The 25,995-nt window shown below is 34.0% G+C and carries 24 protein-coding genes; 13 read left to right on the top strand and 11 right to left on the bottom strand.

The genetic code is table 11. The features are described from left to right. Positions 1-2 precede the first annotated feature (2 nt). Genes rmuC through QSV08_RS03690 form a run of 3 tightly spaced genes read left to right on the top strand, consistent with a single transcriptional unit; the run spans position 3 to position 2,318 of the window. A complete protein-coding gene (gene rmuC, locus QSV08_RS03700) occupies positions 3-1,352 on the top strand; it encodes a DNA recombination protein RmuC (protein WP_324026687.1) in 1,350 nt (449 codons plus the stop codon). Positions 1,353-1,387: 35 nt separating this feature from the next. Continuing rightward, a complete protein-coding gene (locus tag QSV08_RS03695) occupies positions 1,388-1,753 on the top strand; it encodes a 6-phosphogluconate dehydrogenase (protein WP_324026686.1) in 366 nt (121 codons plus the stop codon). Positions 1,754-1,772: 19 nt separating this feature from the next. Further along, the gene (locus QSV08_RS03690) at positions 1,773-2,318 is read left to right on the top strand and encodes an acyl-CoA thioesterase (RefSeq protein WP_324028346.1); all 546 of its coding nucleotides are present in this window, start codon (positions 1,773-1,775) and stop codon (positions 2,316-2,318) included. Here the strand turns inward: QSV08_RS03690 and pgl are convergent. Together pgl and zwf are read right to left on the bottom strand one after the other, a co-directional pair. Next, positions 2,299-3,024, bottom strand: a complete 726-nt coding sequence (gene pgl / locus QSV08_RS03685; RefSeq protein ID WP_324026684.1) for a 6-phosphogluconolactonase — start codon at positions 3,022-3,024, stop codon at positions 2,299-2,301. The two genes, QSV08_RS03690 and pgl, sit on opposite strands and share 20 nt — an antisense overlap. Before the next feature lie 34 nt (positions 3,025-3,058). Continuing rightward, positions 3,059-4,591 carry a glucose-6-phosphate dehydrogenase gene (zwf, locus tag QSV08_RS03680; RefSeq protein WP_324026683.1) on the bottom strand — a complete coding sequence of 511 codons (1,533 nt, stop codon included), beginning with the start codon at positions 4,589-4,591 and terminating at the stop codon, positions 3,059-3,061. A 179-nt stretch (positions 4,592-4,770) separates the two neighbouring features. Between zwf and gndA the strand changes: the two genes are divergently transcribed. Genes gndA through QSV08_RS03665 form a run of 3 tightly spaced genes read left to right on the top strand, consistent with a single transcriptional unit; the run spans position 4,771 to position 7,117 of the window. Beyond that, positions 4,771-6,171 carry an NADP-dependent phosphogluconate dehydrogenase gene (gndA, locus tag QSV08_RS03675; RefSeq protein WP_324026682.1) on the top strand — a complete coding sequence of 467 codons (1,401 nt, stop codon included), beginning with the start codon at positions 4,771-4,773 and terminating at the stop codon, positions 6,169-6,171. Positions 6,172-6,181: 10 nt separating this feature from the next. Continuing rightward, positions 6,182-6,718 carry a DUF3124 domain-containing protein gene (locus QSV08_RS03670; RefSeq protein WP_324026680.1) on the top strand — a complete coding sequence of 179 codons (537 nt, stop codon included), beginning with the start codon at positions 6,182-6,184 and terminating at the stop codon, positions 6,716-6,718. Positions 6,719-6,778: 60 nt separating this feature from the next. After that, positions 6,779-7,117 carry a GIY-YIG nuclease family protein gene (locus QSV08_RS03665; protein WP_282050087.1) on the top strand — a complete coding sequence of 113 codons (339 nt, stop codon included), beginning with the start codon at positions 6,779-6,781 and terminating at the stop codon, positions 7,115-7,117. Between the two features lie 5 nt (positions 7,118-7,122). Here QSV08_RS03665 and QSV08_RS03660 read toward each other — a convergent pair whose 3' ends face one another. Both QSV08_RS03660 and QSV08_RS03655 read right to left on the bottom strand, forming a co-directional pair. Then, positions 7,123-8,343, bottom strand: coding sequence for a Pycsar system effector family protein (locus QSV08_RS03660; protein WP_324026678.1), 1,221 nt, complete (start codon positions 8,341-8,343; stop codon positions 7,123-7,125). Positions 8,344-8,382: 39 nt separating this feature from the next. After that, positions 8,383-9,651, bottom strand: coding sequence for a hypothetical protein (locus QSV08_RS03655; protein WP_324026677.1), 1,269 nt, complete (start codon positions 9,649-9,651; stop codon positions 8,383-8,385). A gap of 215 nt (positions 9,652-9,866) precedes the next feature. On the opposite strand from QSV08_RS03655, the gene QSV08_RS03650 reads away from it, so the two are divergent. Beyond that, positions 9,867-11,492: a long-chain fatty acid--CoA ligase gene (locus QSV08_RS03650; protein ID WP_324026676.1), complete on the top strand. Its 1,626-nt coding sequence runs from the start codon at positions 9,867-9,869 to the stop codon at positions 11,490-11,492. 48 nt (positions 11,493-11,540) lie between these two features. On the opposite strand, the gene carB is transcribed toward QSV08_RS03650, so the two are convergent. Then, entirely contained in the window at positions 11,541-14,393 is a 2,853-nt protein-coding gene (gene carB / locus QSV08_RS03645; protein ID WP_324026674.1) for a carbamoyl-phosphate synthase large subunit, read from the bottom strand. An 89-nt stretch (positions 14,394-14,482) separates the two neighbouring features. Continuing rightward, the gene (rpmH, locus tag QSV08_RS03640; protein WP_027067351.1) at positions 14,483-14,650 is read right to left on the bottom strand and encodes a 50S ribosomal protein L34; all 168 of its coding nucleotides are present in this window, start codon (positions 14,648-14,650) and stop codon (positions 14,483-14,485) included. Positions 14,651-14,902: 252 nt separating this feature from the next. Here rpmH and QSV08_RS03635 point away from each other — a divergent pair, with 252 nt between their 5' ends. Next, positions 14,903-15,418: a DUF2892 domain-containing protein gene (locus tag QSV08_RS03635; RefSeq protein WP_299317760.1), complete on the top strand. Its 516-nt coding sequence runs from the start codon at positions 14,903-14,905 to the stop codon at positions 15,416-15,418. Positions 15,419-15,420: 2 nt separating this feature from the next. Here QSV08_RS03635 and QSV08_RS03630 read toward each other — a convergent pair whose 3' ends face one another. Both QSV08_RS03630 and QSV08_RS03625 read right to left on the bottom strand, forming a co-directional pair. Then, a complete protein-coding gene (locus tag QSV08_RS03630) occupies positions 15,421-16,377 on the bottom strand; it encodes a lytic transglycosylase domain-containing protein (protein ID WP_324026671.1) in 957 nt (318 codons plus the stop codon). A 65-nt stretch (positions 16,378-16,442) separates the two neighbouring features. Beyond that, positions 16,443-17,105 carry an alpha/beta hydrolase gene (locus QSV08_RS03625; protein ID WP_324026669.1) on the bottom strand — a complete coding sequence of 221 codons (663 nt, stop codon included), beginning with the start codon at positions 17,103-17,105 and terminating at the stop codon, positions 16,443-16,445. A gap of 177 nt (positions 17,106-17,282) precedes the next feature. Here QSV08_RS03625 and QSV08_RS03620 point away from each other — a divergent pair, with 177 nt between their 5' ends. Continuing rightward, complete coding sequence (locus tag QSV08_RS03620; RefSeq protein ID WP_073244921.1) at positions 17,283-17,579, top strand: GNAT family N-acetyltransferase; 297 nt, start codon at positions 17,283-17,285, stop codon at positions 17,577-17,579. A 34-nt stretch (positions 17,580-17,613) separates the two neighbouring features. Here the strand turns inward: QSV08_RS03620 and mtaB are convergent, their stop codons facing one another. From mtaB to QSV08_RS03605, 3 genes are all read right to left on the bottom strand, one after another. Next, complete coding sequence (gene mtaB, locus QSV08_RS03615) at positions 17,614-18,942, bottom strand: tRNA (N(6)-L-threonylcarbamoyladenosine(37)-C(2))-methylthiotransferase MtaB (RefSeq protein ID WP_324026667.1); 1,329 nt, start codon at positions 18,940-18,942, stop codon at positions 17,614-17,616. An 84-nt stretch (positions 18,943-19,026) separates the two neighbouring features. Further along, positions 19,027-20,202, bottom strand: coding sequence for a GlmU family protein (locus QSV08_RS03610; RefSeq protein WP_324026665.1), 1,176 nt, complete (start codon positions 20,200-20,202; stop codon positions 19,027-19,029). 144 nt (positions 20,203-20,346) lie between these two features. Next, on the bottom strand, positions 20,347-20,619 hold the full coding sequence (locus QSV08_RS03605; protein ID WP_324026663.1) for a type B 50S ribosomal protein L31: 273 nt from the start codon (positions 20,617-20,619) through the stop codon (positions 20,347-20,349). A gap of 182 nt (positions 20,620-20,801) precedes the next feature. Here QSV08_RS03605 and QSV08_RS03600 point away from each other — a divergent pair, with 182 nt between their 5' ends. The 4 genes from QSV08_RS03600 to QSV08_RS03585 are packed head-to-tail and all read left to right on the top strand — an operon-like array spanning position 20,802 to position 25,915. Next, positions 20,802-21,329, top strand: coding sequence for a DUF4199 domain-containing protein (locus QSV08_RS03600; protein WP_324026661.1), 528 nt, complete (start codon positions 20,802-20,804; stop codon positions 21,327-21,329). A gap of 46 nt (positions 21,330-21,375) precedes the next feature. Beyond that, positions 21,376-22,335, top strand: a complete 960-nt coding sequence (locus tag QSV08_RS03595; RefSeq protein WP_324026659.1) for a glycosyltransferase family 2 protein — start codon at positions 21,376-21,378, stop codon at positions 22,333-22,335. A 44-nt stretch (positions 22,336-22,379) separates the two neighbouring features. Next, positions 22,380-24,089 carry a phospho-sugar mutase gene (locus tag QSV08_RS03590; protein ID WP_324026657.1) on the top strand — a complete coding sequence of 570 codons (1,710 nt, stop codon included), beginning with the start codon at positions 22,380-22,382 and terminating at the stop codon, positions 24,087-24,089. Beyond that, on the top strand, positions 24,089-25,915 hold the full coding sequence (locus QSV08_RS03585; RefSeq protein WP_324026655.1) for an ABC transporter ATP-binding protein: 1,827 nt from the start codon (positions 24,089-24,091) through the stop codon (positions 25,913-25,915). The genes QSV08_RS03590 and QSV08_RS03585 overlap by 1 nt, the downstream gene beginning before the upstream one ends. Positions 25,916-25,995: the final 80 nt, after the last annotated feature.

The raw sequence follows: 25,995 nt of genomic DNA, 5'->3' as shown, positions 1-25,995 counted from the left end.
CGATGAACGAAATTTATATTTATTTACTAATAGGAATCCTTTGTCTTGCCTTAGGATATTTTCTTGGTAACTATATTCAGCTTCTAAAGACAAAATCTCGTCAAAGCACTTTAGAAGAACGTGAACAGCAAATGCTAAATAACCTTTCCGTTTTTCAGGATAGATTAAAAGAAAGTGATAAATATAAACTACAACTACAATCTGAAAAAGAGCAACTAGGTAATCAAATCGTTAGATATCAAGCAGACCTAGAAAACTTGCAGCAAAAGAACAGTGAACAAAAAGAAGAAGTTGAAAAGCTTCAAGAAAAATTTACTAAAGAATTTGAGAACCTTGCCAATAAAATTCTTGAGGAAAAAAGTTTAAAATTTACTGAGCGCAACGAGAAGAACATCAAAAACATTCTTACTCCCTTAAATGAGAAAATATTACTTTTTGAAAAGAAGGTCGAAGAAAGTCAGAAAGAAAACATCAGTATACATTCTGCATTAAGAGAACAGTTACTAAATCTACAGACCCAGAATATAAAAATTACCCAAGAAGCAGAAAACTTGACCAAGGCTTTAAAAGGCGATAGTAAAATGCAAGGTAATTGGGGCGAACTTGTATTGGAACGTGTATTAGAAAAATCAGGATTAGAAAAAGATCGAGAATATACTGTTCAGCAGAGTTTTACACGTACAGATGGTAGCCGAGTATTACCAGATGTAATTATCAATCTACCCGATGGTAAAAAAATGATAGTTGATTCTAAGGTTTCATTAACCGATTATGAGCGTTATGTAAATGCTGAAGATGAATTCAGAGACAAATACTTAAAGGACCATATTAACTCCCTTAGAAGGCATGTAGACCAACTGTCTGCAAAGAAATATGAAGATCTGTATGAAATGGAGAGTCCGGATTTTGTATTGATGTTCGTTCCCATAGAACCGGCATTTGCCATAGCTATCAATCAAGACAATTCTTTATACAATAAAGCTTTTGAGCAAAACATAATAATTGTCACTCCTTCTACGCTTCTTGCTACCTTGCGTACTATTGATAGCATGTGGAATAATGAGAAGCAGCAACGAAATGCTATTGAAATTGCAAGGCAAGCGGGTGCTCTTTATGATAAATTTGAAGGTTTTGTTAGCGACCTAACGAAGGTTGGCAAAAAGATGGACGAAGCTAAAGGTGAATACCGTGGTGCGATGAACAAATTAGTCGATGGTCGTGGTAATATTATCACTAGCATTGAAAAGCTAAAAAAGATGGGTGCGAAAGCTAAAAAATCAATTCCCGAATCGCTTTTAAACAGAGCCATTGAAGATGATGATTTTGAAGAGGAACCGAAATTAAAACTATAATAAACAACCATTAATTTAATATTTAAACTAAACACATGAAAAAGATAGTATCATTATTTTTATTAGGAGTCCTAATTATTGGCGGACTATATTATGCCTTTATATACTTCGTGACTTTTAGCGAAGGAACTCGTTCAGGAGAACTTATAAAAATTAGCCATAAGGGCGTTATCGCCAAAACATGGGAAGGTGAAATTAGCCAAGGTATTTCTGGAGCTCAAATATTCTCTTTTTCTGTATTGGACAAAGACAAAGAGGTTATCGAAAAATTACAAGAGTATCAAGGTCAATATGTAAAAATAAGTTATGTTGAACGCTATACTACTTTCTTCTGGCTAGGTGATTCTAAATACTTTGTCACTAAAGTTCAAGCAGAAAAATCACCACATGTCAGAAACTAAGAAAGAAATTATCAAGTCTATGGAAAAGTTCAAAAGCGTACGAGAGTCTAGAGTTTCTATCACCCAATTAATGCTTCCTTCCCATTCTAATTTTGGAGGAAAAGTACATGGTGGACATATTCTGAACCTAATGGATCAAATTGCATTTGCATGCGCCTCTAAACATTCGCAACAGTACTGTGTAACAGCATCTGTTAATCGAGTAAATTTCTTGAACCCGATCGAAGTGGGTGAATTGGTTACTTTAAAAGCAAGTATTAATTATACAGGGCGTACCTCTATGGTAGTAGGTGTTCGTGTGGAGTCTGAGAATATTACATCAGGCACAAAGAAACATTGTAACTCATCTTACCTTACCATGGTAGCAAAGGGAACAGATGGTGAAAATGTTCCCATACCAGGATTAATAATTTCTGACGACCAAGGTGTTAGAAGATTTGCACGTAGCAAATACCGTAAACTAGAAGCTCAAGAAAGAGACACTAAATTTGAATCTAAATCTTTTAATTCTGAAGATTATTTAAAAGAGCTGAAATCTGAAAATATTAAGATTGAGATGAAGTAAGAAGCTTTGCCGCGCCAGCATCTAAAAACCAGACCAAGTCTTTTGTTTTAGGTGCTACGTGACTAGCCGGGTATTCTAAATACCCTTCTTCTCTCTCTATAATAATTTTGACCTTTTCTGCCTTGCTATCACCTGTTACCAAAAAAGCAACAGTTTTCGCGTTATTAATTATTCTACCCGTCAACGAAACTCGTCTTTGACCAGATTCTGGATGAATAGCAACTTCGCAATTATCCGGTGAAACCCAAAGATTAATTTCATGAGGAAAAATAGATGCAGTATGACCGTCATCGCCCATACCAAGAATTACTAAATCGAATTGAGGTAATCCTAATGCTTTTGGTAATTCTTTATCCAACAAATTGCCATAACGTTTGGCTTCTTCCTTAGGATCGTTTTCTCCTTTTATTCTATGAATGTTCTCCTCAGGTATAGCAACCTTAGAAATCAGGTGCTCAACAGTCATTTTATAGTTACTCTCATCATCCGTGGGTACTACACATCTTTCATCACCCCAATACAAATGAATGTTTTTCCAATCAACATCAGTAGAAAACTGTTCTGCTAATACATCAAATACAATTTTAGGCGTACTACCACCAGACAAGGCAATATGAAAAGCCTTCTGAGTATCTGATTTTTCAATCAAATATTTAGAAAACTCTTCAGCAACCTTTACTTTATTTTGATAAACTTTTACTTCCATCTTCTCTCAACACTTAAATTAATCTTCTACCCTACTAGCAAATTACACAGTAACCAGATTCGTCTGCTAAATTCTCGCTAGGGTTTCTCCATTCTCCAACACCTTCAATAAGCTCATTAGCATTCTCAGGTCCCCAAACTCCGGCTGCATAGCCATACATCTTTACATCCTTACCGTTTTTCCAGTAATCTAAAATAGGATCTACAAATGCCCAAGCTGCCTCAACCTCATCTGCTCTTGCATATAACGTCGCATCACCTTGCATCGCATCTAATAATAGACGCTCGTAAGCTTCCATTACGTGAGTTTCGGTTAAGCTAGAATAGTAGAAATCCATATTTGCTCGTTCTACTTCAAAACCTTGCCCAGGTACTTTTACTCCGAATTTTATCAAAATTCCTTCATCTGGCTGAATACGAATAACTAATTTATTATCCTTATTACTTATACCAGATTCTTTAAAAATTTGATGGTGCGGAGTTTTAAAATGTATAACTACCTCAGTAACTTTTGTAGGCATACGTTTTGCTGTTCTTACATAAAAAGGAACATCTGCCCAACGCCAGTTATCTACAAAGAATTTAACCGCCGCAAAGGTTTCGGTAGTTGAATTTTTATCAACGCCTTCCTCTTCACGATATCCTTTTACTTCTTGTCCGTCAATTTTAGAAGACACATATTGTGCTCTAATGGTATTTTCAAAAAGTGTCTTCTCATCATTCATAACCCGAAGTGACTTCAATGCTTTCAGTTTTTCATTACGAATTTCTTCTGCATCGGCACTCAACGGTGGCTCCATAACAATAAGAGCAACTATCTGTAATAAATGACTCTGAAACATATCTCTTAATGCGCCAGATTTATCATAATATCCACCTCTTTTTTCAACACCAACGCTTTCAGCGTTGGTAATTTCTACATGGTGAATATAATTTCTGTTCCAAAGTGGTTCAAAAATACTATTGGCAAAACGTGTTACTAATAAATTCTGTACGGTTTCTTTACCTAAATAATGATCTATTCTAAATATCTGATTTTCCTTGAAATAGGTATGTAAACCATCATTTAATTCTTTGGCAGACTCTAAACTGTATCCGAATGGCTTTTCAACAATAATTCTTCTCCAACCCGTAGATTCCTCATTCAAACCTTGATCAGATAAATTCTTTGCTATTGGCTCATATAAACTTGGCGGCGTAGATAAGTAAAACATATGATTACCTTCAGTACCATATTTTTGATCTAAATCTGAAATACGTTTTTCTAAACGTTCGTATGAAGTATCATAATCTGAACCTAAATCTTCGTAAAAAAGCTTATCTGCAAATTTTTGAATATAATCTGCATCAAATTCTTTACGCTCCTTTTCTAAATAAGGACTTTCTAAAACTACCTTACTTCTAAATTTTAAATCGCCCAAGTCACTTCTACTAACACCAAGAACTACAAAATTATCTGGGAGATCATTCCCTTTATATAAATTGAATATTGCTGGTATCAATTTTCTTGCCGTTAAATCTCCAGATGCCCCAAAGATTACGAGCATTTGATTTTCTGTCTTCTTCATTATAGGTTGATATTCTTAATTATTCAAATATCTTAAAAAGTAAGCCATTAACGGTCTTCTTTAAGAGGGAATTTAGAATTAAAGTCAATATTTTAAATTATTTTTGATAGACATTATGTTATCGCATTTTTTATTGTGCAGTATCATTCAGTGTAGTGTAATTTTAAAACATTCAATTTATGTATGATTTTGGTTTAGTAGGTCTTGGAGTAATGGGACAAAATTTTATCCTCAATGTAGCTGATAACGGATTTTCTGCCTTCGGATATGATTTAGATGATGAAAAGGTTGATGCTCTTAAAACTTTAGGTGGAGATGAAGAAAAAGTAAGCGCTTCGAGCAACATAAAAACCTTCGTTAAAAACTTAAAGCAACCACGCAAAATAATGCTTTTGGTACCTGCAGGTAAAATTGTAGATGGTGTTATAGAATCGCTTTTGCCACATATTGATAAAGGTGATATTATAATTGATGGAGGAAATTCTTTCTTTACAGATACCGACAGAAGAGAAGCCTATTTACAAGAGAAAGGTATTAACTTTTTCGGAGCAGGAGTTTCTGGTGGTGCTAAAGGTGCTCGTAAAGGTCCGAGTATTATGCCTGGTGGTTCAAAATCTGCATACGAACATATTAAACCAATTTTTGAAGCAGTATCTGCCAAATATAACGGCGAACCATGTGTTGCATATTTAGGACCTAAATCTGCCGGTAACTATGTAAAAATGGTTCACAATGGTATTGAATACGGTTTGATGCAGCTGACTTCTGAAATTTATGATGTTCTTAAAAAAGGTGGTGACTACAATAATGATGAATTGCACAGCACCTTCGCAAAATGGAACGATGGTAGATTGCAATCGTTCTTAGTTCAAATTACATCTGAAATATTCGAGCAAGAAGATGACTTAGTTAAAGGACGCCTGGTTGATCAAATTTTAGATAAAGCAAAACAAAAAGGAACCGGTAAATGGACAAGCCAAAATGCAATGGATTTAGGCATACCTGTACCTTCAATTGATGTTGCCGTTAGCATGCGCGAACTTTCTGCTTTAAAAGATGAAAGAATTAAAGCCGATGCTTTATACGACAGACCATCTGTAGCACATATGGATAAAGAAAAGTTGGAAGCCCTTACAGAAAAAGCTTTATACTTTTCATTTATAATTACATACTCTCAAGGGTTACATCAATTAGCCGATGCTTCTAGAGAATACGGATACGATTTAGATATTTCTGAAATCGCCAAAATATGGAGAGCTGGTTGTATTATACGGGCAGGTTTGTTGGCTGACATTACTGAAGCTTTTAAAGCTGAACCTAATTTACCTAACCTTTTACTTTCTCCGAATTTTGTAAGCAAAGTAAAAGAAACAGTTGATGCTGCTAGAGAATTGGTTGCTTTTGGTGCACAAAACGGAATTCCGTTACCTGGTCTATCAAATTCGCTTACATATTTTGACGCCTACACTTCTAGCAAATTACCTTTGAACTTAATTCAAGCGCAACGTGATTACTTTGGTTCTCACACTTACGAGCGTTTAGACCGTGAAGGTATTTTTCACACAGAATGGGAAGATTAAAAATCAACATTTGAAAAAATATAAAACTGTTTTAAATAGTATTTGCCTTTCACTGATTATGGCTACGACTATTATGTCGTGTAAAGAGGTTTCGAAAGAAGAAGTTCCGGTTGAAATTCTAGACAACCATACTCTTGACAGAAAGGCAAATGCTATTTTAATAGACTCTCTTGTTAGGCAAGTTTACGTACCAATATATTCTGATATTTATAACCAGACCAGAGATACTAGAACATTGCTTACCGCTACTTTAAGTATAAGAAACACCAGCTTAAAGGATAGTTTATTTGTAAGTAAAATTGATTACTACAATACACAAGGCGATTTAGTTAGAAGTTATATCGACACCCCTATTTATCTTACTCCAATGGAGTCTATTGATTATGTCATTGAACAACAAGATACTTCTGGTGGTAGTGGCGCTAATTTTTTGATTGATTGGTACTCGCAGAAACAACTGAATCCGTTGTTTCAAGCGGTTATGGTTGGCGGTTTAGGTGCACAAGCGTTTTCTTTTACTACAGAGGGTATTGAGATAATTGAGTAACTGTCTTATTTTCTTTAAATTACCAATAGCTAATTATAGTCTATAATTCATACTGCCTTTATGTATTCTATTTACGTTATCGAATTATCTAAAAAAGTGTTCACGGAGAATAGAAAATTTAGAGAAGCGAATCCGCAATTTAATGGCGTGTTAGAATGTCTTTATGTTGGCATGACAAGTAAAACTCCTAAAGAGCGCTTTGACCAACATAAAAACGGAACCTTGAGCAAAAAAGGACATAATATATCCTCAAAAATTGTACAGAAATACGGCTTATATCTACGCGGCAGTCTTTTTAATCATATTGATAAAATAAAATCAAGAACTGAAGCTTTAAAAATGGAAGAGCAATTAGCTCTTGAGCTTCGACGCAAAAAGTATGCGGTATGGTTTAACTGATACTCTTACTTAGGCAATGGCGTTACAGCATCTAAAAGTTTATCTTCCATTCCGTAATATTTCAAGGCAAAACCGAATGCGACAACAGATAGAATTATACCAATAAGAAAAACGGTATATGTCCACCTTAATAGTCTATACTTTTGTTGCAATACCTTACCCAAGTAATACAAATCCATACTCAACGAATCGTAAATTGATTCTTTACTCTTAATAATATCTCTCAATTTGGATTTAAAGTCATCCAATTCCATAGTATGAAAATTTCCGAAGAACAAAAAATTAGTATCCTTCTTCTTAATTTCTTCTTCTACTACATCGGTATTACTCACTTTTGGTCGTGTAGCTAAAACGGACATAATCATAGAAGCGATACTAAAAAGCACAAAAATTACTGTCGGATATATTAGATAAGAATTTGATGGAGAGTCTAGCTTAGGTATCAAATTAGCCAAAAGAAGCGATATTATAATCGCATTTACAGAAAGTAGAATATTAGCTTTAGTATCTGCAATATCACTTAGTTTAATATGATTTCTAAGTTCTATACGATATAAGGATTGAATAGCCCGTTGCGGACTCTCATCTTTTAATTTGGCTTTTAATATTTCTTTCTTTTCGGTTTTTTCTGCCTTTTGTAATCTAGAAATTAAAGCAAGGATGTTTTCTTCTTTTTGTTCCTGCCAATTTTCTTTCGCAAAATCTGTATAATACTTGTGCTGTATACGAAGTTTCTCCAAATAACTTAATCGCCATGTATCTAAATCAAGAATAGATTCGTTAAAATTTTCTAACTCCATTCTTAATAATTGAAGCATCTCTTCAAAATCTTCAGATGCATAAAACCATGTACCTACATCTTTTAAAATTTTTTCAGAATCATTTTTAGGTTCGTCATCTTGCCAAGTACTTTCTATTAGTTCAGCTATAGCCTTTATATCATGTGAAGAACAACTGTTGTCTTTTAAAAAGTCGGAAGCCAATCGAACGCTTTCATTAACATGGCTACTATAATCTACGGCAAAACCGGCATGAATAAACCAAACAGCAATTAGTACTTTATCGACGTTAACATCTAAATCGCTTGAAGCTTCAAGTATCTTTTTCGCCTTATCAATTGTTTTATTAGAATACCCCTGACTATGAAAAAGAAAGTTCTTGCTCATTTGATCTGCCATCAAATTTTTAATATATTTTTCAGCTTTTGCTGTTATAGACTCATTCATAATTTTGGGTTTAATTCTTAATATTTATCATTGCGCATTTTATTTATTACCACAATTAAAACACGCCATCTGCGCTTTGGTCATTTCGACATCTTCAGACCCTTTTAATTCTTCGGTCAATTCTTCACTTTTAATCAACTCTTGATGAAATAAAATTGCATAATCCTCTAGGTCATTTCGCCTAGTTTTAATTTTCGCAATTAGCTCTTTTCCATCTAACTCAAAAATTTCATTTGTCCATACTCTAAAAGATGACTCTATAGCTTCATCTGTTAACAATAACTGTAATTGTTTCGCTTCTTGTTCAAAAACTGATAGCGGAATATCTCTCATAAAATACACATCGAACGGAGATATTAAACCCGGTAAAAAATCAATTTCAGATTCAAAACTTTGCACCTCTGGAAGAAAAGCATTATTTGATATTAAAGTCGGCAACACACCCTCTAGATTAAAAAATGCATTATCTCTATCGCACGGTAAAGGAACAGCAATAATTGAGTCTCCGTTATTTTCAATAGCCCAGCCCCATTGTTTCGCATGACGATCCCAATCACCTATCAACAAATCAAATAGACGTGCCCTAACCAATGCATTTACATTTAAACTAACCTTGTTTGTGTTTTTAACTTTAAGCTCTTGTAAATCATCTGTATCTATTAACGAATCTACATTCTTAAGACCTAACCACGCTGCGTTTCCTTCTGTTTCATATTCTAAAAGAAATAACCGATTTCCATATTTATCATTATAATCTGAAAGTTGTTCTTGTTTTGGTAAGAACACCAACTCAGGCATGGTATTTAGAATATTTCCTTTTTTTGAAAGTTCAGAAACTACTAATGCAGCATAAGGATGTTGTGCAGAAATACCATCGACCACTATATTTTCTATCCCTAAAGTATGGGCTATTTTCGGTACTAATGGTGAAGGGTCTTTAGAAACACTACGCAACGTCATCAAGCTACCGTCATCTTTCTGTAGTTTTAGTGAATGCGTTTGTTTGCCTCCACCTTCTTCTAAAATATGTACATTATCATTTAAATATAAGATTGGAACTTTTACAGGTGTAGACCACGCTTTTCTATACTGCTCGCCCTGCATTACATTTTTAATTCTATTAGCTTCATACAAAGTGCTTGCTGCAACTAAAACAGAGTCATACTTTTTAAAATCTATATTATCGACATCAGAAAGCCCTACAATCTCACAAGTATCGAATGTTTTATCGGTACTAGATAATGACCAATATGTAAATGATGTAAATAGTACCACTAAAAAAATCACTATAAGTACAACTTTTTTCAACCTCAATCATTTTGCGTTAACGAAACAAGATTAGCAATAAAGGGCAAAATTGAATTATCTAATAAAATAATTTTTTAACCTTAAAAAGGGATGATGCAGATTATGAGGTATCTACGTTTATTCACATCAGCATATGTTAAAATTGTGATGATATCTCAATATAAATTGATTAAATTTAAGGGTCAAGCAATTATTTGAATTTAAAGTATGTTTTTATGAACGGATTAATAATGGATTACCCACTTACCACAAACACCATCTTAAAATATGCGAATAGTGCTTTTCCAGACAAAAAATTGATTTCATACTTACCTGATGGAAGCAGACATGAATATACCTACGGGAAATTATATAAGCGTTGTTGTCAGCTTGCTAATGCCTTAAAAAATAAATTAGGAATTACTAAAGGTGATATGGTCGGTACATTTGCTTGGAACCATTATCAACATGTAGAATTATATTACGGCATACCTGGTATAGGTGCTGTTTGCCATACCATCAATATAAGATTATCATCTCAGCAAACAGAATTCATTATCAATCATTCTGAAGACAAAGTAATCTTTGTTGATGCGACCTTAGTTCCTTTATTAGAAAAAATAGCCCCTAAACTAGAGACTGTAGAAAAATATATAATTATTAATGCCCCAAAAGGCTTTACCACTACCCTACCTAATACGATACATTACGAAGATTTAATAGGAGAACAATTAGATGCTATTGAATGGCCGACGATAAATGAAAATGATGCAAGCGGCATGTGCTACACAAGTGGCACTACAGGTATGCCAAAAGGAGTTTTATATAGCCACAGATCAACATACCTACACGCGATGACTATTCTATCACCAAATGCCGGTAATTACAGTAATAATGATATAATTTTATTAGTTGTGCCTCAATTTCATGTAATGGCATGGGGTTTTCCATATATGTGCTTGTTAACCGGTTCAGACATGGTTATGCCCTCATTACACCTGCGACCAGATGCCATTATTAGAATTCTTGAAAGTGAAAATATCAACAAAGCTAACGGAGTACCATCTATATGGAGAGGTGTGTATGAAGAAATGAAAAAGAATCCACCGAAAACAAAACTAGCCTTAGAAGAGTATTTAGTTGGCGGCTCGGCTTTATCTGGAAGTCTTATAGAAAATTTTGAAAAAGATTTCGGAATTAAAGGAGTTCAAGCATGGGGTATGACAGAAACCTCACCACTTGGTACCGCCAGCAGACTTCAAAGAAAACATGATAGCCTTAGCTATAAAGAGCAAATTAAAGTACGTGCAAAACAAGGAATTGAATTTCCAGGCATAGAAATGCGAATAATTGGTGATGACGGAAAAGTAGCTCCTCGTGATGGAAAAACAATGGGAGAATTACAAGTTAAAGGAGTCTGGGTTATTAAGTCTTATTTTAAGACTAATAGCCGCGATAACTTTACAGAAGATGGATGGTTTAGAACAGGCGATGTAAGCACAATCGATGCTAATGGGTACATGGAAATTACCGATCGCACCAAAGATTTAATAAAAAGTGGTGGTGAATGGATATCTAGCGTCGCACTAGAACTAGCGCTGATGTCGCATGCGAATATTAGAGAAGCTGCTGTAATTGCAATACCTGATGAAAAATGGTCTGAAAGACCTTTAGCAACATTAGTTTTAGCAGACCAAAATAAACATGTATCAACCGAAGAATTGAAAGAATTTTTATCAAAAGAATTTGCTAGTTATCAAATACCCGACAATTATGTTATCATCGATGAAGTACCAAAAACAAGCGTTGGTAAATTTGACAAGAAAGAGATTAGAAGATTATATGCAGAAGGGAAACTTTAAAATAAATCTAAGTTCCCCTTCTACTATATTATAAGTCTAATAATAAGACTATTTACTTAAGTACATTTTACGTCTAGCGTAAAGGTTGTAAAATTCATCGTCTTTTAGACTATCGATGAATAAGATGCTTTCACCTGTACTCTTCATCTCAGGACCCAAATTCTTATTTACATTCGGGAATTTGTTGAAAGAGAATACTGGTTGCTTAATTGCAAAGCCTTCTAATTGCGGATTGAATTTAAAATCTTTCACTTTCTTCTCGCCTAACATGACTTTAGTAGCATAATTTACATAAGGCTCCTTATAAGCTTTCGCTATAAAAGGCACTGTACGAGATGCTCTAGGGTTAGCTTCGATGATATAAACTACCTCGTCCTTAATTGCAAATTGAATATTTATAAGACCCACTGTATTTAATGCTAGCGCAATTTTTTTAGTGTGATCCTTAATTTGCTGCATTACCAATTCACCAAGATTAAATGGTGGTAGTGTTGCATTAGAATCTCCCGAGTGAATCCCACAAGGCTCTATATGTTCCATGATACCAATGATATACACATCTTCACCATCGCAAATAGCATCTGCTTCTGCCTCTATAGCACCATCTAAGTAATGATCTAATAGTAATTTGTTGTTTGGTATTTTTCTAAGAAGATTAACAACATGTTCTTCTAGTTCTTCTTTATTAATTACAATTTTCATTCCTTGCCCACCCAAAACATATGAAGGTCTAACTAGTAATGGAAAATCTAAAGTATCTGCTAACTCAGAAGCTTCATCTGCAGTTTCTGCAATACCATATTTTGGAAAAGGAATATTATTCTCTAATAGCATTTCTGAGAACCTACCTCTATCTTCTGCTAAATCTAAAGCATCAAAACTTGTTCCTATAATCTTTATACCATATTTAGATAACTTCTCGGCTAATTTTAAGGCTGTTTGCCCACCTAATTGAACTATTACTCCTTCAGGCTTTTCATGACGTATAATGTCATATATATGTTCCCAAAAAACTGGTTCAAAATAAAGTTTATCTGCTGTATCAAAATCTGTTGAAACCGTCTCAGGATTACAATTGATCATTATAGTTTCATAACCACATTCAGCTGCAGCTAAAACTCCGTGAACACAACAATAGTCAAATTCAATACCCTGCCCTATTCTATTAGGTCCGGATCCAAGAACTACAATCTTCTTCTTATCAGTAACTATACTATCATTTTCAACATAACGTGTACCGTCTGGCTTTTCTATTTCTGCTTCGAAAGTTGAATAGTAATATGGCGTCATCGCCTTAAACTCTGCCGCACAAGTATCAACAAGTTTATAAACTCTATTAATATTTAGCTCTGTACGCTTGGTATACACTTCACTTTCATAACAATCTAACATGTGTGCTATCTGTCTGTCTGCAAATCCTTTTTGTTTCGCTTCTAACAGTAAATCTTTTGACAGGGTAGCAATCGTATATTTTGTAATTTCTTTTTCTAAAGAATACAATTCCTCATACTGCTTTAAGAACCACATATCGATTTTAGTAATCTCATGAATACGACTTAGCGGAATGCCCAATTGTATTGCATCATAAATTACAAAAACTCGATCCCAACTAGGTATGGTCAGTTTACTTATTATTTGATCATAATCTTTATACCCTTTACCATCAGCACCTAAGCCATTTCGTTTAATCTCTAAAGACTGAGTTGCTTTATGCAATGCTTCTTGAAAAGAGCGACCAATACCCATAACTTCTCCTACAGACTTCATCTGCAGACCTAAAGTACGATCCGATCCTTCAAATTTATCAAAGTTCCATCGTGGTATTTTTACTATCACATAATCTAATGTTGGCTCAAATAAAGCCGATGTTGATTTAGTAATCTGATTATCTAATTCGTCTAAAGTGTAACCTATTGCCAATTTAGTTGCCACTTTTGCAATAGGATACCCGGTTGCTTTTGAAGCTAAAGCAGATGATCTTGATACTCTTGGATTGATTTCAATTGCTATAATATCTTCCTTTTCATCAGGACTAACAGCGAATTGCACATTACATCCACCTTCAAAATCTCCTATACTACGCATCATATGTATAGCCATATCACGCATTTTCTGATATGTTCTATCAGATAATGTCATTGCAGGTGCTACAGTTATAGAATCTCCGGTATGAATACCCATGGGATCCATATTCTCTATAGCACAGATAATAACAACATTATCGTTTTTATCTCTTAGAAGCTCTAATTCATATTCTTTCCACCCAATCAGGGCTTTATCGATCATTACCTCATGAATTGGAGAAATCTCTAAACCGTAACTTAATTGCTCGTCAAAATCTTCTGGCTTATAAACTATCGATGCTCCTGCACCACCAAGTGTATAAGAAGCTCGTATTACTAAAGGAAAACCAAACTCTTGAGCAATTTCTTTACCTTTTAAGAAAGAAGTTGCTGTAGCCTGTGGCGCCATACCAACACCTATCTTCAACATTAATTCTCTAAACTGTTCTCTATCTTCGGTAATATTAATAGCATCGATATCAACACCTATTAATTCTACACCGAAATCTTCCCAAATTCCTTTTTTATCAGCTTCTATACAAAGATTCAACGCCGTCTGACCTCCCATGGTTGGTAAAACTGCATCTATTTGAGGATGTGCTTTTAAAATCTCTACAATAGATTTCGTTGTTAATGGTTTTAAATAAACATGATCCGCCATTGTAGGATCTGTCATTATAGTTGCAGGGTTACTATTTATCAAAATAGTTTCAATACCATCTTCACGTAACGAACGTAAAGATTGACTACCTGCATAATCAAATTCACATGCTTGACCGATAACAATAGGACCTGATCCTATTAGTAAAATTGAGTTTAAATCTTTTCTTTTTGGCATTTTTGAGTTGAGTATTTTGGGAATTGGACAAAAAAAAGGTGCTACTTTCGGAAAAGTAACACCTATATATTATAAAAACTATACAATCATTATTTCTTATGTCTAGTTTCAGAGGAAACAGTCAATTTCTTTCTTCCTTTTGCTCTTCTTCTTGCAAGAACCTTTCTACCGTTTACGGAAGCCATACGCTCACGAAAACCATGTTTGTTCTTTCTCTTTCTTTTTGACGGCTGATATGTTCTTTTTTGTCCGGGCATCTCTTAAACCTTTTCTATTTAAATTGAATTATTCAGATTTCTCTGTGAAACTGGGCGCAAATATACAAAGAGTTTTTTCTTTAACAAGTGATATGAAAAAAATATTTTTATAAATCCGTACGTCACAAAACGAAGCTTTTGATTAATTTTGCCCGAATCGAAATTTAGCGCCGAAATCGCTTTATTTTAATAGGGTTACGATTAATTTCAAAATTACAATCAAACAATCATCAAGAAATAAAAACTTAAAATATGTTCAATAAAAATTTAAAATTAATCATTGCAGGACTCATAATTGCTTTTTCTGTCTACCAATTTATAGAAGGTAACATCGGAAATGGCATATTTTTAATCCTACTATCCTTAATTTTCATCTTTCTTTATTTTAGAAATGAAATTATTCTTTTGGCTTTTTTAAGAATGCGTAAGCAAGATTTAACCGGAACAAAGAATTGGTTAGATAAAATTAAAAATCCTGAAGGGGCACTAACCCTTAAACAACAAGGCTACTATAATTACCTACATGGTATTATATTTTCTCAAACCAATTTAACCCAAGCTGAGAAATACTTTAAAAAAGCACTAAAGCTTGGCTTAACAATGGATTATGATGTTGCTATGGCAAAATTAAGCCTAGCAGGTATTTCCATGCAAAAACGTCGCAAGAGAGAAGCTACCATGTTACTTAACGAAGCCAAGAAATTAGACAAAAACAATATGTTGACGGATCAAATTAAAATGATGCAACAACAAATGAAGAAAATCTAATCTTATTTAGTTTCTCTATAATATCCTTTATTAGGAATTTCTACAGTATACTTTTTACGAGAATTATTATTTAAATGCGCCTCTCTCAACCAAGGATTGTGGCGCTTTAATATTTTGTAGTTGATTTCATATTCTTGTGCAAAATCAGCGAAGTCGCTTACTGGTTTATCTATTTCTACCGTAAAGGTCGGTACCGCTTCGTACATATCTTCTTTCTCGATATGAAAACCATACTTTTCTGGATTAGAAAGGATTTCTTTAATCGCCATAATTCTAAATACATACCTACCTGTTTCACTACCAAGTAACAAATCCCAGTAATTATCGACTTGCTGAATACCCATATACTTATTGATTGCACCTGGTCCTGCGTTATAAGCAGCAGCAGTTAATGCCCAACTACCATATTTGTCTTTCCATCTGTTTAAGTACTTACAAGCAACCTCTGTAGACTTTTCTAAATGGTAACGCTCATCTACGTTTGAATTTACCTCTAAGCCATATTCTCTACCCGTTTCTCTCATTATCTGCCAAAAACCAGTTGCTCCTGCTGGCGAAACCACATTCGTCAATCCGCTTTCTGCTACAGCTAAATATTTAAAATCATCAGGAATTCCGTTTTTAGCCAAAATTGGCTCAATTACAGGAAAATACTTATTAGCTCTTTTAATAAGTAATACTGCGTTTGATTGCCAATACGTATTCACCAAAAATTCACGATCTATACGCTCCATAATTTCTGGATCTGCCTGAGGAACTACCTCTCCTGCAAAATTCAAATCAGCAGGTATATCTATAGATGAAATTTTATATGATTTAGATACATTTTTCTGAACGCTATCATTTGCAACTAACCTATCATTATTTATAATACCATCAGTATTTCCCACAGCAAATATCAATGTACCTGCTACAAATACCACACCCAACAACATCAATATATTCTTAATAGTTTTCATGAATTTTATATTTTAAATTATTTCTATCAACACTTTACTCTACCAAAGGTATATATAGAACTATCTTATTCCAAAATAATTGTTGGCAAGTTCTCGTTAAACCACTTTGCCCTATGTATTATCATGGTATGGGTTCCATTGGGCACATGTATACAATTACCACAATTTTCAATTGGGAACACAGGATCCTTCTCACCTTGTATATGCACCAATTTTTCACACGGCTCCTCTTGCTTCCAATTTACCAGCTCATTTATACTCCAATCTATATAGCTTTTATCTCTAACAGATAAATACTTTTCATATAACGAAAGGCGTTTCGTTACACTTTCGCCAAATGCATATTTAGCTAATAATTCTACATTGTTAACCAAACCAGTAGGTAGCAGTTTATGCACACTGGTATACCTCGCAAAAATCATACGTTTTGGCAACTCATATCTAGTTTTTACACTCGACACAATTATTACTTTTCTTACCTCAATATACTTAGACATTTCTTGAACTAGGAGTCCGCCTAACGAAACCCCCAACAATACCACATTTTCATGTTGTATTTTACTACACATGTTTTTTGCATAATCAACAAATGAAATGCCCCTTACGGGAATACTCCATTCTAAAAAATGAAGTTCGAAGCTTTCTTTGGGTAATTTTATATACTCAAAAATAGCAGGACTTGCTGCCATACCAGGCATACAATACACATGAATTACATTATCTGTCATAGTCACGAAGCGTAGTAAAAACTAGGAAATTAAGTATTTTTTAACTACTTTTGTAAGAGAATGTGAAAAACATATACAATTTGATATGTTATATTTTATACAGCATTCACTAATGATAAATTACGATATGAGAACATCGTAATTTTTTTGTCTAACAACAAAACTAAAATTTTCTATATGAACGATGTTATCATTAATGACAATTCTTTTCTGCGACAATTTGAAACTACTGTAGATGGTCATCTTGCCAGAATTGAATATTCTTCTCAAGAAAGAAAGATATTTCTTACCAAGCTAGTTGTTCCTGAGGAAATTACAGATGAAGATTTTAGAGAAAACTTCATAAAAGCTGTTTTAAGTATTATTCAAGATAGAAATCTTAGAGTCGTTCCAACTAGTCCTCATATCGCAGGATTTCTTCGAAAGAACAGAAGACAATACAAAGAAATGTTACCTATCGGTATTCGTATCTAATAAATTAAAAAGCCTTTCAAATGAAAGGCTTTTTTTATGCTTCTACTTTTTCGTTTACAAAATTAAACCGAACCAGACCGTCCTTATCAATTTCGGTCAACTTCACTTGATGCAAAGTATTTACCAATTCGGGATTCCAAGGTGATTTTACTTTAACGTAATTCTCAGTAAACCCATGAATATACCCTTCTTTATTCTCACCCTCGAACAACACAGTTAAATCATTACCCAACTGACTCTCATAGAACGCTCGTCTCTTCTTTACAGACAACCCGCGTAACATTTTACTCCTTTTACTTCTTACTTTATTAGGCACAACACCATCCATTGTAGCTGCAGGAGTATTATCTCTTTCCGAATACGTAAAAACATGCAAATAAGAAATATCTAAATCATTTAAAAAGTGATACGTTTCTAAAAAATGTTCTTCAGTCTCACCAGGAAAACCAACAATAACATCAACTCCAATACAGCAATTAGGCATTACCTCTCTAATCTTCGCTACACGTTCTTTATAAAGATTCGTCATATAACGACGCTTCATTAACTTAAGAAGATCATCACTACCACTCTGTAAGGGAATATGAAAATGAGGCACAAAAGTTTTACTTTGAGAAACAAACTCAATGGTTTCGTTCTTTAAAAGATTAGGTTCTATTGATGAAATTCGTAAACGATGAATACCATCAACATCATCTAAAGCCGTAACAAGATCTAAAAAAGTATGCTCATGCTTTTTATTACCAAACTCCCCTTTACCGTAATCCCCAATATTTACTCCCGTTAAAACAATCTCTTTAATGCCTTGCTCAGATATATCAGCCGCATTCTTTAAAACATTTTCCAAAGTATCGCTTCGAGAAATACCACGTGCTAAAGGAATTGTACAGTAGGTACATTTATAATCACAACCATCTTGAACTTTCAAGAAAGCTCTTGTTCTATCACCAATAGCATAACTACCTACATAAAAATCGGCATCTGCTATTTCACAAGAATGGACCTTACCATGATCATTTTTGGTTAAATCATTTATATAGTCGGTAATCTTGAATTTTTCTGTAGCTCCTAAAACCAAATCTACCCCATCAACATCAGCAAGTTCTTCTGGTTTTAATTGAGCATAGCAACCTACAGCGGCAACAAAAGCATCGGGATTTATCTTCTGTGCTTTTTTAACTATGGTCTTAAATTTTTTATCAGCGTTATCGGTTACAGAACATGTATTTATAACATACATATCTGCTTTCTCTGAAAAATCTACCCTATCGAATCCCTCGTCAGCAAAACTTCGGGCTATGGTAGATGTTTCTGAAAAGTTCAACTTACATCCTAAAGTGTAAAAAGCCACTTTCTTCTTCATCTAATAATCTCTTTGAGCGTGTAAAAATACCTAAACTTCAATTAGCTGTAACAAGCTAAGTAGTTGAATTTCAATTCTAAATACTTAGTACTTTCTCCATTTTTTTGTTACTTCAAATACATGGGTTAAAATATTGGCTTCAACTTCATCAAACTCTACCCCTCTTCTAGCCATCATTACTTTAGCCGCATCAAATGCTTTTGCAGGCTGATATGCCGTAAACCCAGATGCTCCACCCCAACTAAAACTGGGAACAAAATTTCTAGGAAAACCTGGAACATATATATTGGAATTTACCCCAATTACAGTACCCGTATTAAACATGGTATTAATAGCGGTCTTACTATGATCACCCATCATTAAGCCACAAAATTGTAATCCGGTTTGTTCGAAACTCTCCGTGGCATAATTCCACAAACGAACTTTCGCGTAATTATTTTTAAGGTTCGAGTTATTTGAATCTGCACCTATATTACACCATTCTCCTAACACGGCATTACCCAAATACCCTTCATGACCTTTACTTGAATATCCAAAAATAACCGAGTTACTAACTTCACCACACACTTTACTATAAGGACCAATAGTAGTTGCCCCATAGAGCTTACCGCCCATTTTTATTATAGCATTATTGCAAAGTGCCAAGCCACCACGTATTAAACTTCCTTCCCAAATTTCAGAATTCTTACCTAAATAAATAGGTCCGTCAGTAGCATTTAAAATACTAAACTCAACCTTTGCTCCTTCTTCAAGAAATATACGCTCTGGGTGAATTAGTTGGTTAGTACTTGATATGGGTTGACTTTTTCGACCCTTTGTAATGAAATCAAAATCGAACTGTAAGATATCTGCGTTTTTATCGAAAATATCCCAAGTATTATTGATTTGAACTATATCACCTTTATATTCAACTACATCTAAATTACTTAATTCATCTGCACTTTTAGAATTTGCAGCTAAATAAGCGATTATCAATGCGCCTGACATTAACCTTTCGCCCGACCGCAAAGCTTTAACCGCTTTTAGCAACTCGTTCGATGGCAATACCGAAGCGTCTATAAAAACATTAGAATCTTCTAAATTAACAGGGTATTTTACACTTAAATAGTCTTCAGTCAAAGATGTTACCGAAACTTTTAAAAATGCTTCCCAACGCTCTTTTAAGGTCATGATACCTACTCGAATTTCTGAAACAGGACGCGTAAAAGTGAAGGGTAAAAGATGATTCCTACGAGGACCATCAAAAAGAATAAAGTTCATACAAGATGATTTTTTTTCAAAATTAACAAATATCCGTAGAGCATCTATATTTAATAGACAACTTCCTTTATTTAAAAGTTAAATGCAAAAGAAACGCCTTCGAAAATTTCGAAGGCGTTATATTTAATAGAAAGAATAAAAATACTATTCTTCTTCTTTTTTCTCTTCTTTTGAAAATTTCTTGTACTTGTTCTTGAACTTATCGATACGACCAGCTGTATCCAATAATTTTGCTTTACCAGTGTAAAACGGGTGAGAAGTTCTTGAAATCTCCAATTTTACTAATGGATACTCAACACCTTCAACCTCTAAAGTCTCTTTAGTATCAGCTGTTGATTTTGTTAAAAATACTTCTTCGTTAGACATGTCCTTAAAGGCCACTATCCTATAATTTTCTGGGTGTAAATTTTTTTTCATTATAAAAACTTTAACGCACCCATTCCGACGGGCACTCATTTTAAGGCTGCAAAAATAGTGAAATTATACAAACGGACAACTTAGAAATCAAAAAAAATATTAAAATTAAATTTTATCACTTTTGTAACATTATATCTCGACAACGTACTAATATACAAAACAACCTATAATCACTATTTATCATGGAAGAAAATCAACCTAAAACAGGAAAATTTGCAAGAACGTACGGTATAGTACTAGGCACCCTTACTATCATTTTTGCCGTAATGCTTTATATTGCAGGTCTTCAATACGAACAAAGTCTTGCTTTATTTGCTGTGAACATAAGTATAATGGCAGGTGTTATTGTATTTGGAATTTATAAATTTCGAGAGGCTAATAACCATTTGTTAACTATAAGCGAGGCTATAAAGGTCGGCATTGGTATTGCCTTAATCGCTGCAATTATGGGTATCTTATATAAAATGATTTTTATCAATATAATTGAACCCGATTTTATGGCAAATTATATGGATGCTCAAAAAGCAGAAATGATTTCTCAAAATCCAGATATGACCCAAGACGAAATAGATACTGCCGTTAAAATGATGGAGAACTTTTCTGGACCATTTTTAAGCGCTGCACTTGCTCTTATTAGTGCATTATTTTTTGGATTAATAATTTCACTTATTGGTGGATTAATTCTGAAAAAAGAAGAAGCTGCTTATTAATACTAAGTAATTGTAGTATTTTTGGAGACAATACCAGAAGTAGCGCATGCAATTATCAATAGTAATTCCTTTACTTAACGAAGAAGAGTCACTTAAAGAACTTCATGATTGGATTGTATCTGTGATGCAAGCCAATCATTTTTCTTATGAAATACTATTTGTTGATGATGGCAGCACTGATGCCTCATGGAATATTATCACATCATTATCTGAGGAAAACCCTGCTGTTAAGGGAATTCATTTTTTACGCAACTTCGGTAAATCTCAAGCACTACATGCCGGTTTTAAAGCCGTAAGCGGCGATGTTATCATCACTATGGATGCCGATCTACAAGATAACCCAGAAGAAATTCCGGAGTTATATAATATGATAACCAATGAAGGCTACGAATTAGTATCTGGCTGGAAAAAGAAACGCTACGATTCTATCGTCTTTAAAAATACCCCTTCAAAATTATTTAACTGGGCAGCTAGAAGAACATCTGGTGTTTATTTACATGATTTCAACTGCGGGTTAAAAGCATACGCTAAAGAGGTTGTAAAGAACATTGAAGTATCGGGCGAAATGCACCGATATATTCCTGTACTTGCAAAAAATGCCGGTTTTTCTAAAATTGGAGAAAAGGTGGTTCAACACCAAGCTCGCAAATACGGTAAAACAAAATTCGGAATGGAACGTTTCATAAATGGCTTTCTAGATTTACTGACCATTTGGTTCGTATCTAGATTCGGTAAACGACCTATGCACTTATTCGGCGCATTGGGCGTTTTAATGTTTTTAATCGGATTCGGATTTGCTATCTATTTAGGTATAGATAAATTATTCATAAACAAGTTTGGAAGATTAATTACAGACCGACCACAATTTTATATTTCACTGATAGCCATGGTTATAGGAACACAGCTGTTCTTAGCAGGCTTTCTTGGCGAAATATTAATACGTTCTAAGAAAGAAGAAAAAAGATATATTGTCTCTGAAGAAATAAACACCGCACTTTTAGAATAGTAAAATTCTTACTAACTTAATTGCACATAAAACTATAAACCAAAATGGATAACATACTAGATACTGCTAAAACCTGGCTTACCGATTTTTTCGACCCAGCTGTAAAAAAAGAAATTGAACACCTTATCGCCAACGATAAAGAAGAACTGAATGACCGTTTCTATAAAAATATGGAATTCGGTACCGGTGGTATGAGAGGCGTTATGGGCGTGGGCACCAACCGTATTAACAAATATACATTGGGTAAAAGCACACAGGGACTTAGCAATTACCTTAATAAAGTATATAAAGACGAAGAAATTAAAGTAGTTATTGCTTTTGATTGCCGTCATAATAGTGATACACTAGCTAGAATTGTAGCTGAAGTATTTTCTGCAAACAATATTAAAGTATACCTTTTTTCAGATTTGCGTACTACTCCAGAACTTTCATTTGCAGTTAGACATTTAAATTGTCATGCAGGTATTGTTTTGACAGCATCTCATAACCCACCAGAATATAATGGGTATAAAGTATATTGGACAGATGGCGGACAAATTGTACCACCACAAGACGGAGCTATAGTTTCTGAAATTAATTCTCTTGCTTTTGAAGATATAAAGTTTGAAGCAAATGATAGCCTAATTCAAGTAATTGATAAGGAAGTCGATGAAGCTTTTATCTCACAGTCAGTAGCTGCAGGAAATTTCAATGCTGCCGGTAAAGATGATTTCAAAATTGTTTTCACATCACTACACGGTACTTCAATAACTGCTATACCAGAAGTATTGAAACGAGGCGGATATGAAAATGTGACTATTATTGAAGAACAAGCTAAACCTGACGGAAACTTCCCAACGGTGAAATCTCCGAATCCTGAAGAACCTGAAGCGCTTTCTATGGCTGTTAAAAAGGCTGAAGAAATTGGTGCTGATATGGTTGTAGGTACGGATCCTGATAGTGACCGTTTAGGTATTGCCGTTCGTAACCTTGATGGAGAAATGGAAATTGTCAACGGAAACCAAGCAATGGTTTTAATGACAAAATTTCTTCTTGAAAAGAGAAAAGAAAAAGGATTTAAAGGAAATGAGTTTATCGCTACCACAATTGTTTCTACACCTATGATGGAAGCTATGGCGAAAGCATATGGCGTTGAATTCAAAACTTCGCTTACCGGTTTTAAATGGATTGGTAAAATGATCAAAGACTTCCCAGAATCAGATTTTATTGGTGGTGGTGAAGAAAGCTTTGGTTATATGGTAGGTGATTTTGTTCGTGATAAAGATGCGGTTACCTCTACCCTATTGGCTTGTGAAATTGCTAGCCAGGCGAAAGCCAATGGCAGTTCTTTCTACAAAGACTTAATTCAATGTTATGTTGATTATGGCTTCTATAAAGAGCATTTAGTATCTATTACCAAAAAAGGTATTAGCGGTGCTGAAGAAATTAAGCAGATGTTGAAAGATTTCAAGGAAAATCCGGTAGAATCTGTCGCTGGTTCTAAAGTAAAGTGGATTGAAGATTACAACACTTCAATTGCTAAAAATGTATTGACTGGCGAAGAGAAAACTATTGATATTCCAAAATCTAACGTTTTAATTTACGAAACTGAAGATGGTACAAGAATAGCAGCAAGACCAAGTGGAACGGAACCTAAGGTGAAATTCTACATCAGTACAAATACGAAATTAGAAAAAACTGAAGATTATAAAAAAGTAGCAGCAGAACTTGACAATAAGGTCAAGAGTATTCTTGCTGAGCTTAATTTAGCTTAATGAATTATTTCAAAAAGATTCTTCGCTTTGCGAAGCCTTACAAGATATATGCTATTCTAAACATTATATCTAACATCTTTTATGCACTGTTTTCAACATTGGCGATGATTTCATTGTTTCCAATGTTGAATGTGCTATTTAATCAAACAGAAAAAATATACACCAAACCAAAATGGAAGGGTATTTCTGATTTAAGAGATTTTGTTACCGACTCTTTAAACTTTTATGTTACCGAACGAAGCGAGCATAGCGATCCAGGCGAAGTGCTTATGATAATGGTAGGATTAATAATTACTATGTTTCTTCTAAAGAATCTTTTTAATTACCTAGCAATGTACTTCATTACATTTCTTCGTAATGGTGTACTTAAAGATTTACGTAATGAGCTCTATGATAAAACTATAGAACTACCCATATCGTATTATTCTGAAAAAAGGAAAGGTGACACTATTGCCCGCATAACATCTGATGTATTAGAAATACAACATTCCTTTTTATCTATTTTAGAACTAATTGTAAGAGAACCACTTACAATCATTTTTACGATTATAGCCATGTTAGCTATTAGTCCGAAATTAACCTTATTTGTTTTTCTATTTCTTCCAGTTTCAGGATTTTTAATTTCGTTAATCGGTAAATCTTTAAAACGAAAATCTGACAAGGTTCAAAATGAACAAGGTTATTTCTTATCTATTTTAGAAGAAACTTTAGGCGGATTACGAGTAATCAAAGCATTCAATGCCGAATCCGTATTTGCTAAGAAATTTCAAGCTTCCACTAAAAGATTTTTTAATTTCTCAAATAGCTTACTCAACAGACAAAATTTAGCTTCACCAACAAGTGAATTTTTTGGTATTGCTGCTATCGGAGTCATTCTTTGGTATGGAGGTCAAATGGTACTTGTAGATAAAACACTTGAAGCTGAACTCTTTATAACTTATATGGCATTGTCATATCAAATATTAACGCCCGCTAAATCTATAAGCAAAGCCTCCTATAGCGTTAAAAAAGGTAATGCGGCAGCCGAACGTGTTATGGAGATTCTGGAAACCAAGAATCCGATTTCTGAAATTAAAAATCCTATTCAACAAGAAACTTTTAGCACAGCTGTTAACATCAACAATATTTCATTCAAATATGAAGATAATTATGTGTTGAAGAATTTCAATTTAACCGTTGAAAAAGGTAAAACAGTTGCCTTAGTCGGGCAATCTGGTAGTGGAAAAAGTACCATAGCCAATCTTGTTACTCGCTTTTACGACGTTAATGAAGGAGACATCAGTATTGACGGAAATAACATTAAAAACCTTAGTAAAAAATCGCTTCGTGGTTTATTAGGTTTGGTTACTCAAGATTCTATTTTATTTAACGACACTGTTAAAAACAACATCGGATTAGGAAAAGAAAATGCTACCCACGAAGAAATTATTGCAGCCGCTAAAATTGCAAATGCACATGATTTTATAATGGATTTACCTAAAGGCTACGAAACTAACATTGGTGATAGCGGTAATAAATTAAGTGGCGGACAAAAGCAACGCTTGTCTATTTCAAGAGCGGTTTTAAAGAATCCGCCGATAATGATATTAGACGAAGCTACATCTGCTTTAGATACTGAAAGCGAACGTCTGGTTCAAGATGCGCTTGAAAAAATGATGAAGAACAGAACGTCTATTGTCATTGCACACCGTCTTTCTACCATTCAGAATGCAGATACGATTGTAGTACTTCTAAAAGGCGAAATTGTTGAACAAGGTACTCATGCTGAACTTTTAGAGCTCAATGGTACTTATAAAAAATTAGTACAAATGCAATCGTTGGCATAAATTTATATTCCAAGTTATTCTTAAAGTTTACAAATTAAAAAAGCCATCTTTTCAGATGGCTTTCATTTTTTATAGATAAT

This window comes from Maribacter sp. BPC-D8, assembly GCF_035207705.1.
In the GTDB taxonomy this organism is placed as follows: Bacteria; Bacteroidota; Bacteroidia; order Flavobacteriales; family Flavobacteriaceae; genus Maribacter.
This window is presented reverse-complemented; position numbering and strand designations above follow the sequence as displayed.

Bases quoted from the DNA above. Each gene is read 5' to 3' on its own strand.
- rmuC (WP_324026687.1), top strand. From the start codon at position 3: ATGAACGAAATTTATATTTATTTACTAATAGGAATCCTTTGTCTTGCC.
- QSV08_RS03695 (WP_324026686.1), top strand. From the start codon at position 1,388: ATGAAAAAGATAGTATCATTATTTTTATTAGGAGTCCTAATTATTGGC.
- QSV08_RS03690 (WP_324028346.1), top strand. From the start codon at position 1,773: ATGGAAAAGTTCAAAAGCGTACGAGAGTCTAGAGTTTCTATCACCCAA.
- pgl (WP_324026684.1), bottom strand. From the start codon at position 3,024: ATGGAAGTAAAAGTTTATCAAAATAAAGTAAAGGTTGCTGAAGAGTTT.
- zwf (WP_324026683.1), bottom strand. From the start codon at position 4,591: ATGAAGAAGACAGAAAATCAAATGCTCGTAATCTTTGGGGCATCTGGA.
- gndA (WP_324026682.1), top strand. From the start codon at position 4,771: ATGTATGATTTTGGTTTAGTAGGTCTTGGAGTAATGGGACAAAATTTT.
- QSV08_RS03665 (WP_282050087.1), top strand. From the start codon at position 6,779: ATGTATTCTATTTACGTTATCGAATTATCTAAAAAAGTGTTCACGGAG.
- QSV08_RS03660 (WP_324026678.1), bottom strand. From the start codon at position 8,343: ATGAATGAGTCTATAACAGCAAAAGCTGAAAAATATATTAAAAATTTG.
- QSV08_RS03650 (WP_324026676.1), top strand. From the start codon at position 9,867: ATGAACGGATTAATAATGGATTACCCACTTACCACAAACACCATCTTA.
- carB (WP_324026674.1), bottom strand. From the start codon at position 14,393: ATGCCAAAAAGAAAAGATTTAAACTCAATTTTACTAATAGGATCAGGT.
- rpmH (WP_027067351.1), bottom strand. From the start codon at position 14,650: ATGCCCGGACAAAAAAGAACATATCAGCCGTCAAAAAGAAAGAGAAAG.
- QSV08_RS03635 (WP_299317760.1), top strand. From the start codon at position 14,903: ATGTTCAATAAAAATTTAAAATTAATCATTGCAGGACTCATAATTGCT.
- QSV08_RS03630 (WP_324026671.1), bottom strand. From the start codon at position 16,377: ATGAAAACTATTAAGAATATATTGATGTTGTTGGGTGTGGTATTTGTA.
- QSV08_RS03625 (WP_324026669.1), bottom strand. From the start codon at position 17,105: ATGACAGATAATGTAATTCATGTGTATTGTATGCCTGGTATGGCAGCA.
- QSV08_RS03620 (WP_073244921.1), top strand. From the start codon at position 17,283: ATGAACGATGTTATCATTAATGACAATTCTTTTCTGCGACAATTTGAA.
- mtaB (WP_324026667.1), bottom strand. From the start codon at position 18,942: ATGAAGAAGAAAGTGGCTTTTTACACTTTAGGATGTAAGTTGAACTTT.
- QSV08_RS03610 (WP_324026665.1), bottom strand. From the start codon at position 20,202: ATGAACTTTATTCTTTTTGATGGTCCTCGTAGGAATCATCTTTTACCC.
- QSV08_RS03605 (WP_324026663.1), bottom strand. From the start codon at position 20,619: ATGAAAAAAAATTTACACCCAGAAAATTATAGGATAGTGGCCTTTAAG.
- QSV08_RS03600 (WP_324026661.1), top strand. From the start codon at position 20,802: ATGGAAGAAAATCAACCTAAAACAGGAAAATTTGCAAGAACGTACGGT.
- QSV08_RS03595 (WP_324026659.1), top strand. From the start codon at position 21,376: ATGCAATTATCAATAGTAATTCCTTTACTTAACGAAGAAGAGTCACTT.
- QSV08_RS03590 (WP_324026657.1), top strand. From the start codon at position 22,380: ATGGATAACATACTAGATACTGCTAAAACCTGGCTTACCGATTTTTTC.
- QSV08_RS03585 (WP_324026655.1), top strand. From the start codon at position 24,089: ATGAATTATTTCAAAAAGATTCTTCGCTTTGCGAAGCCTTACAAGATA.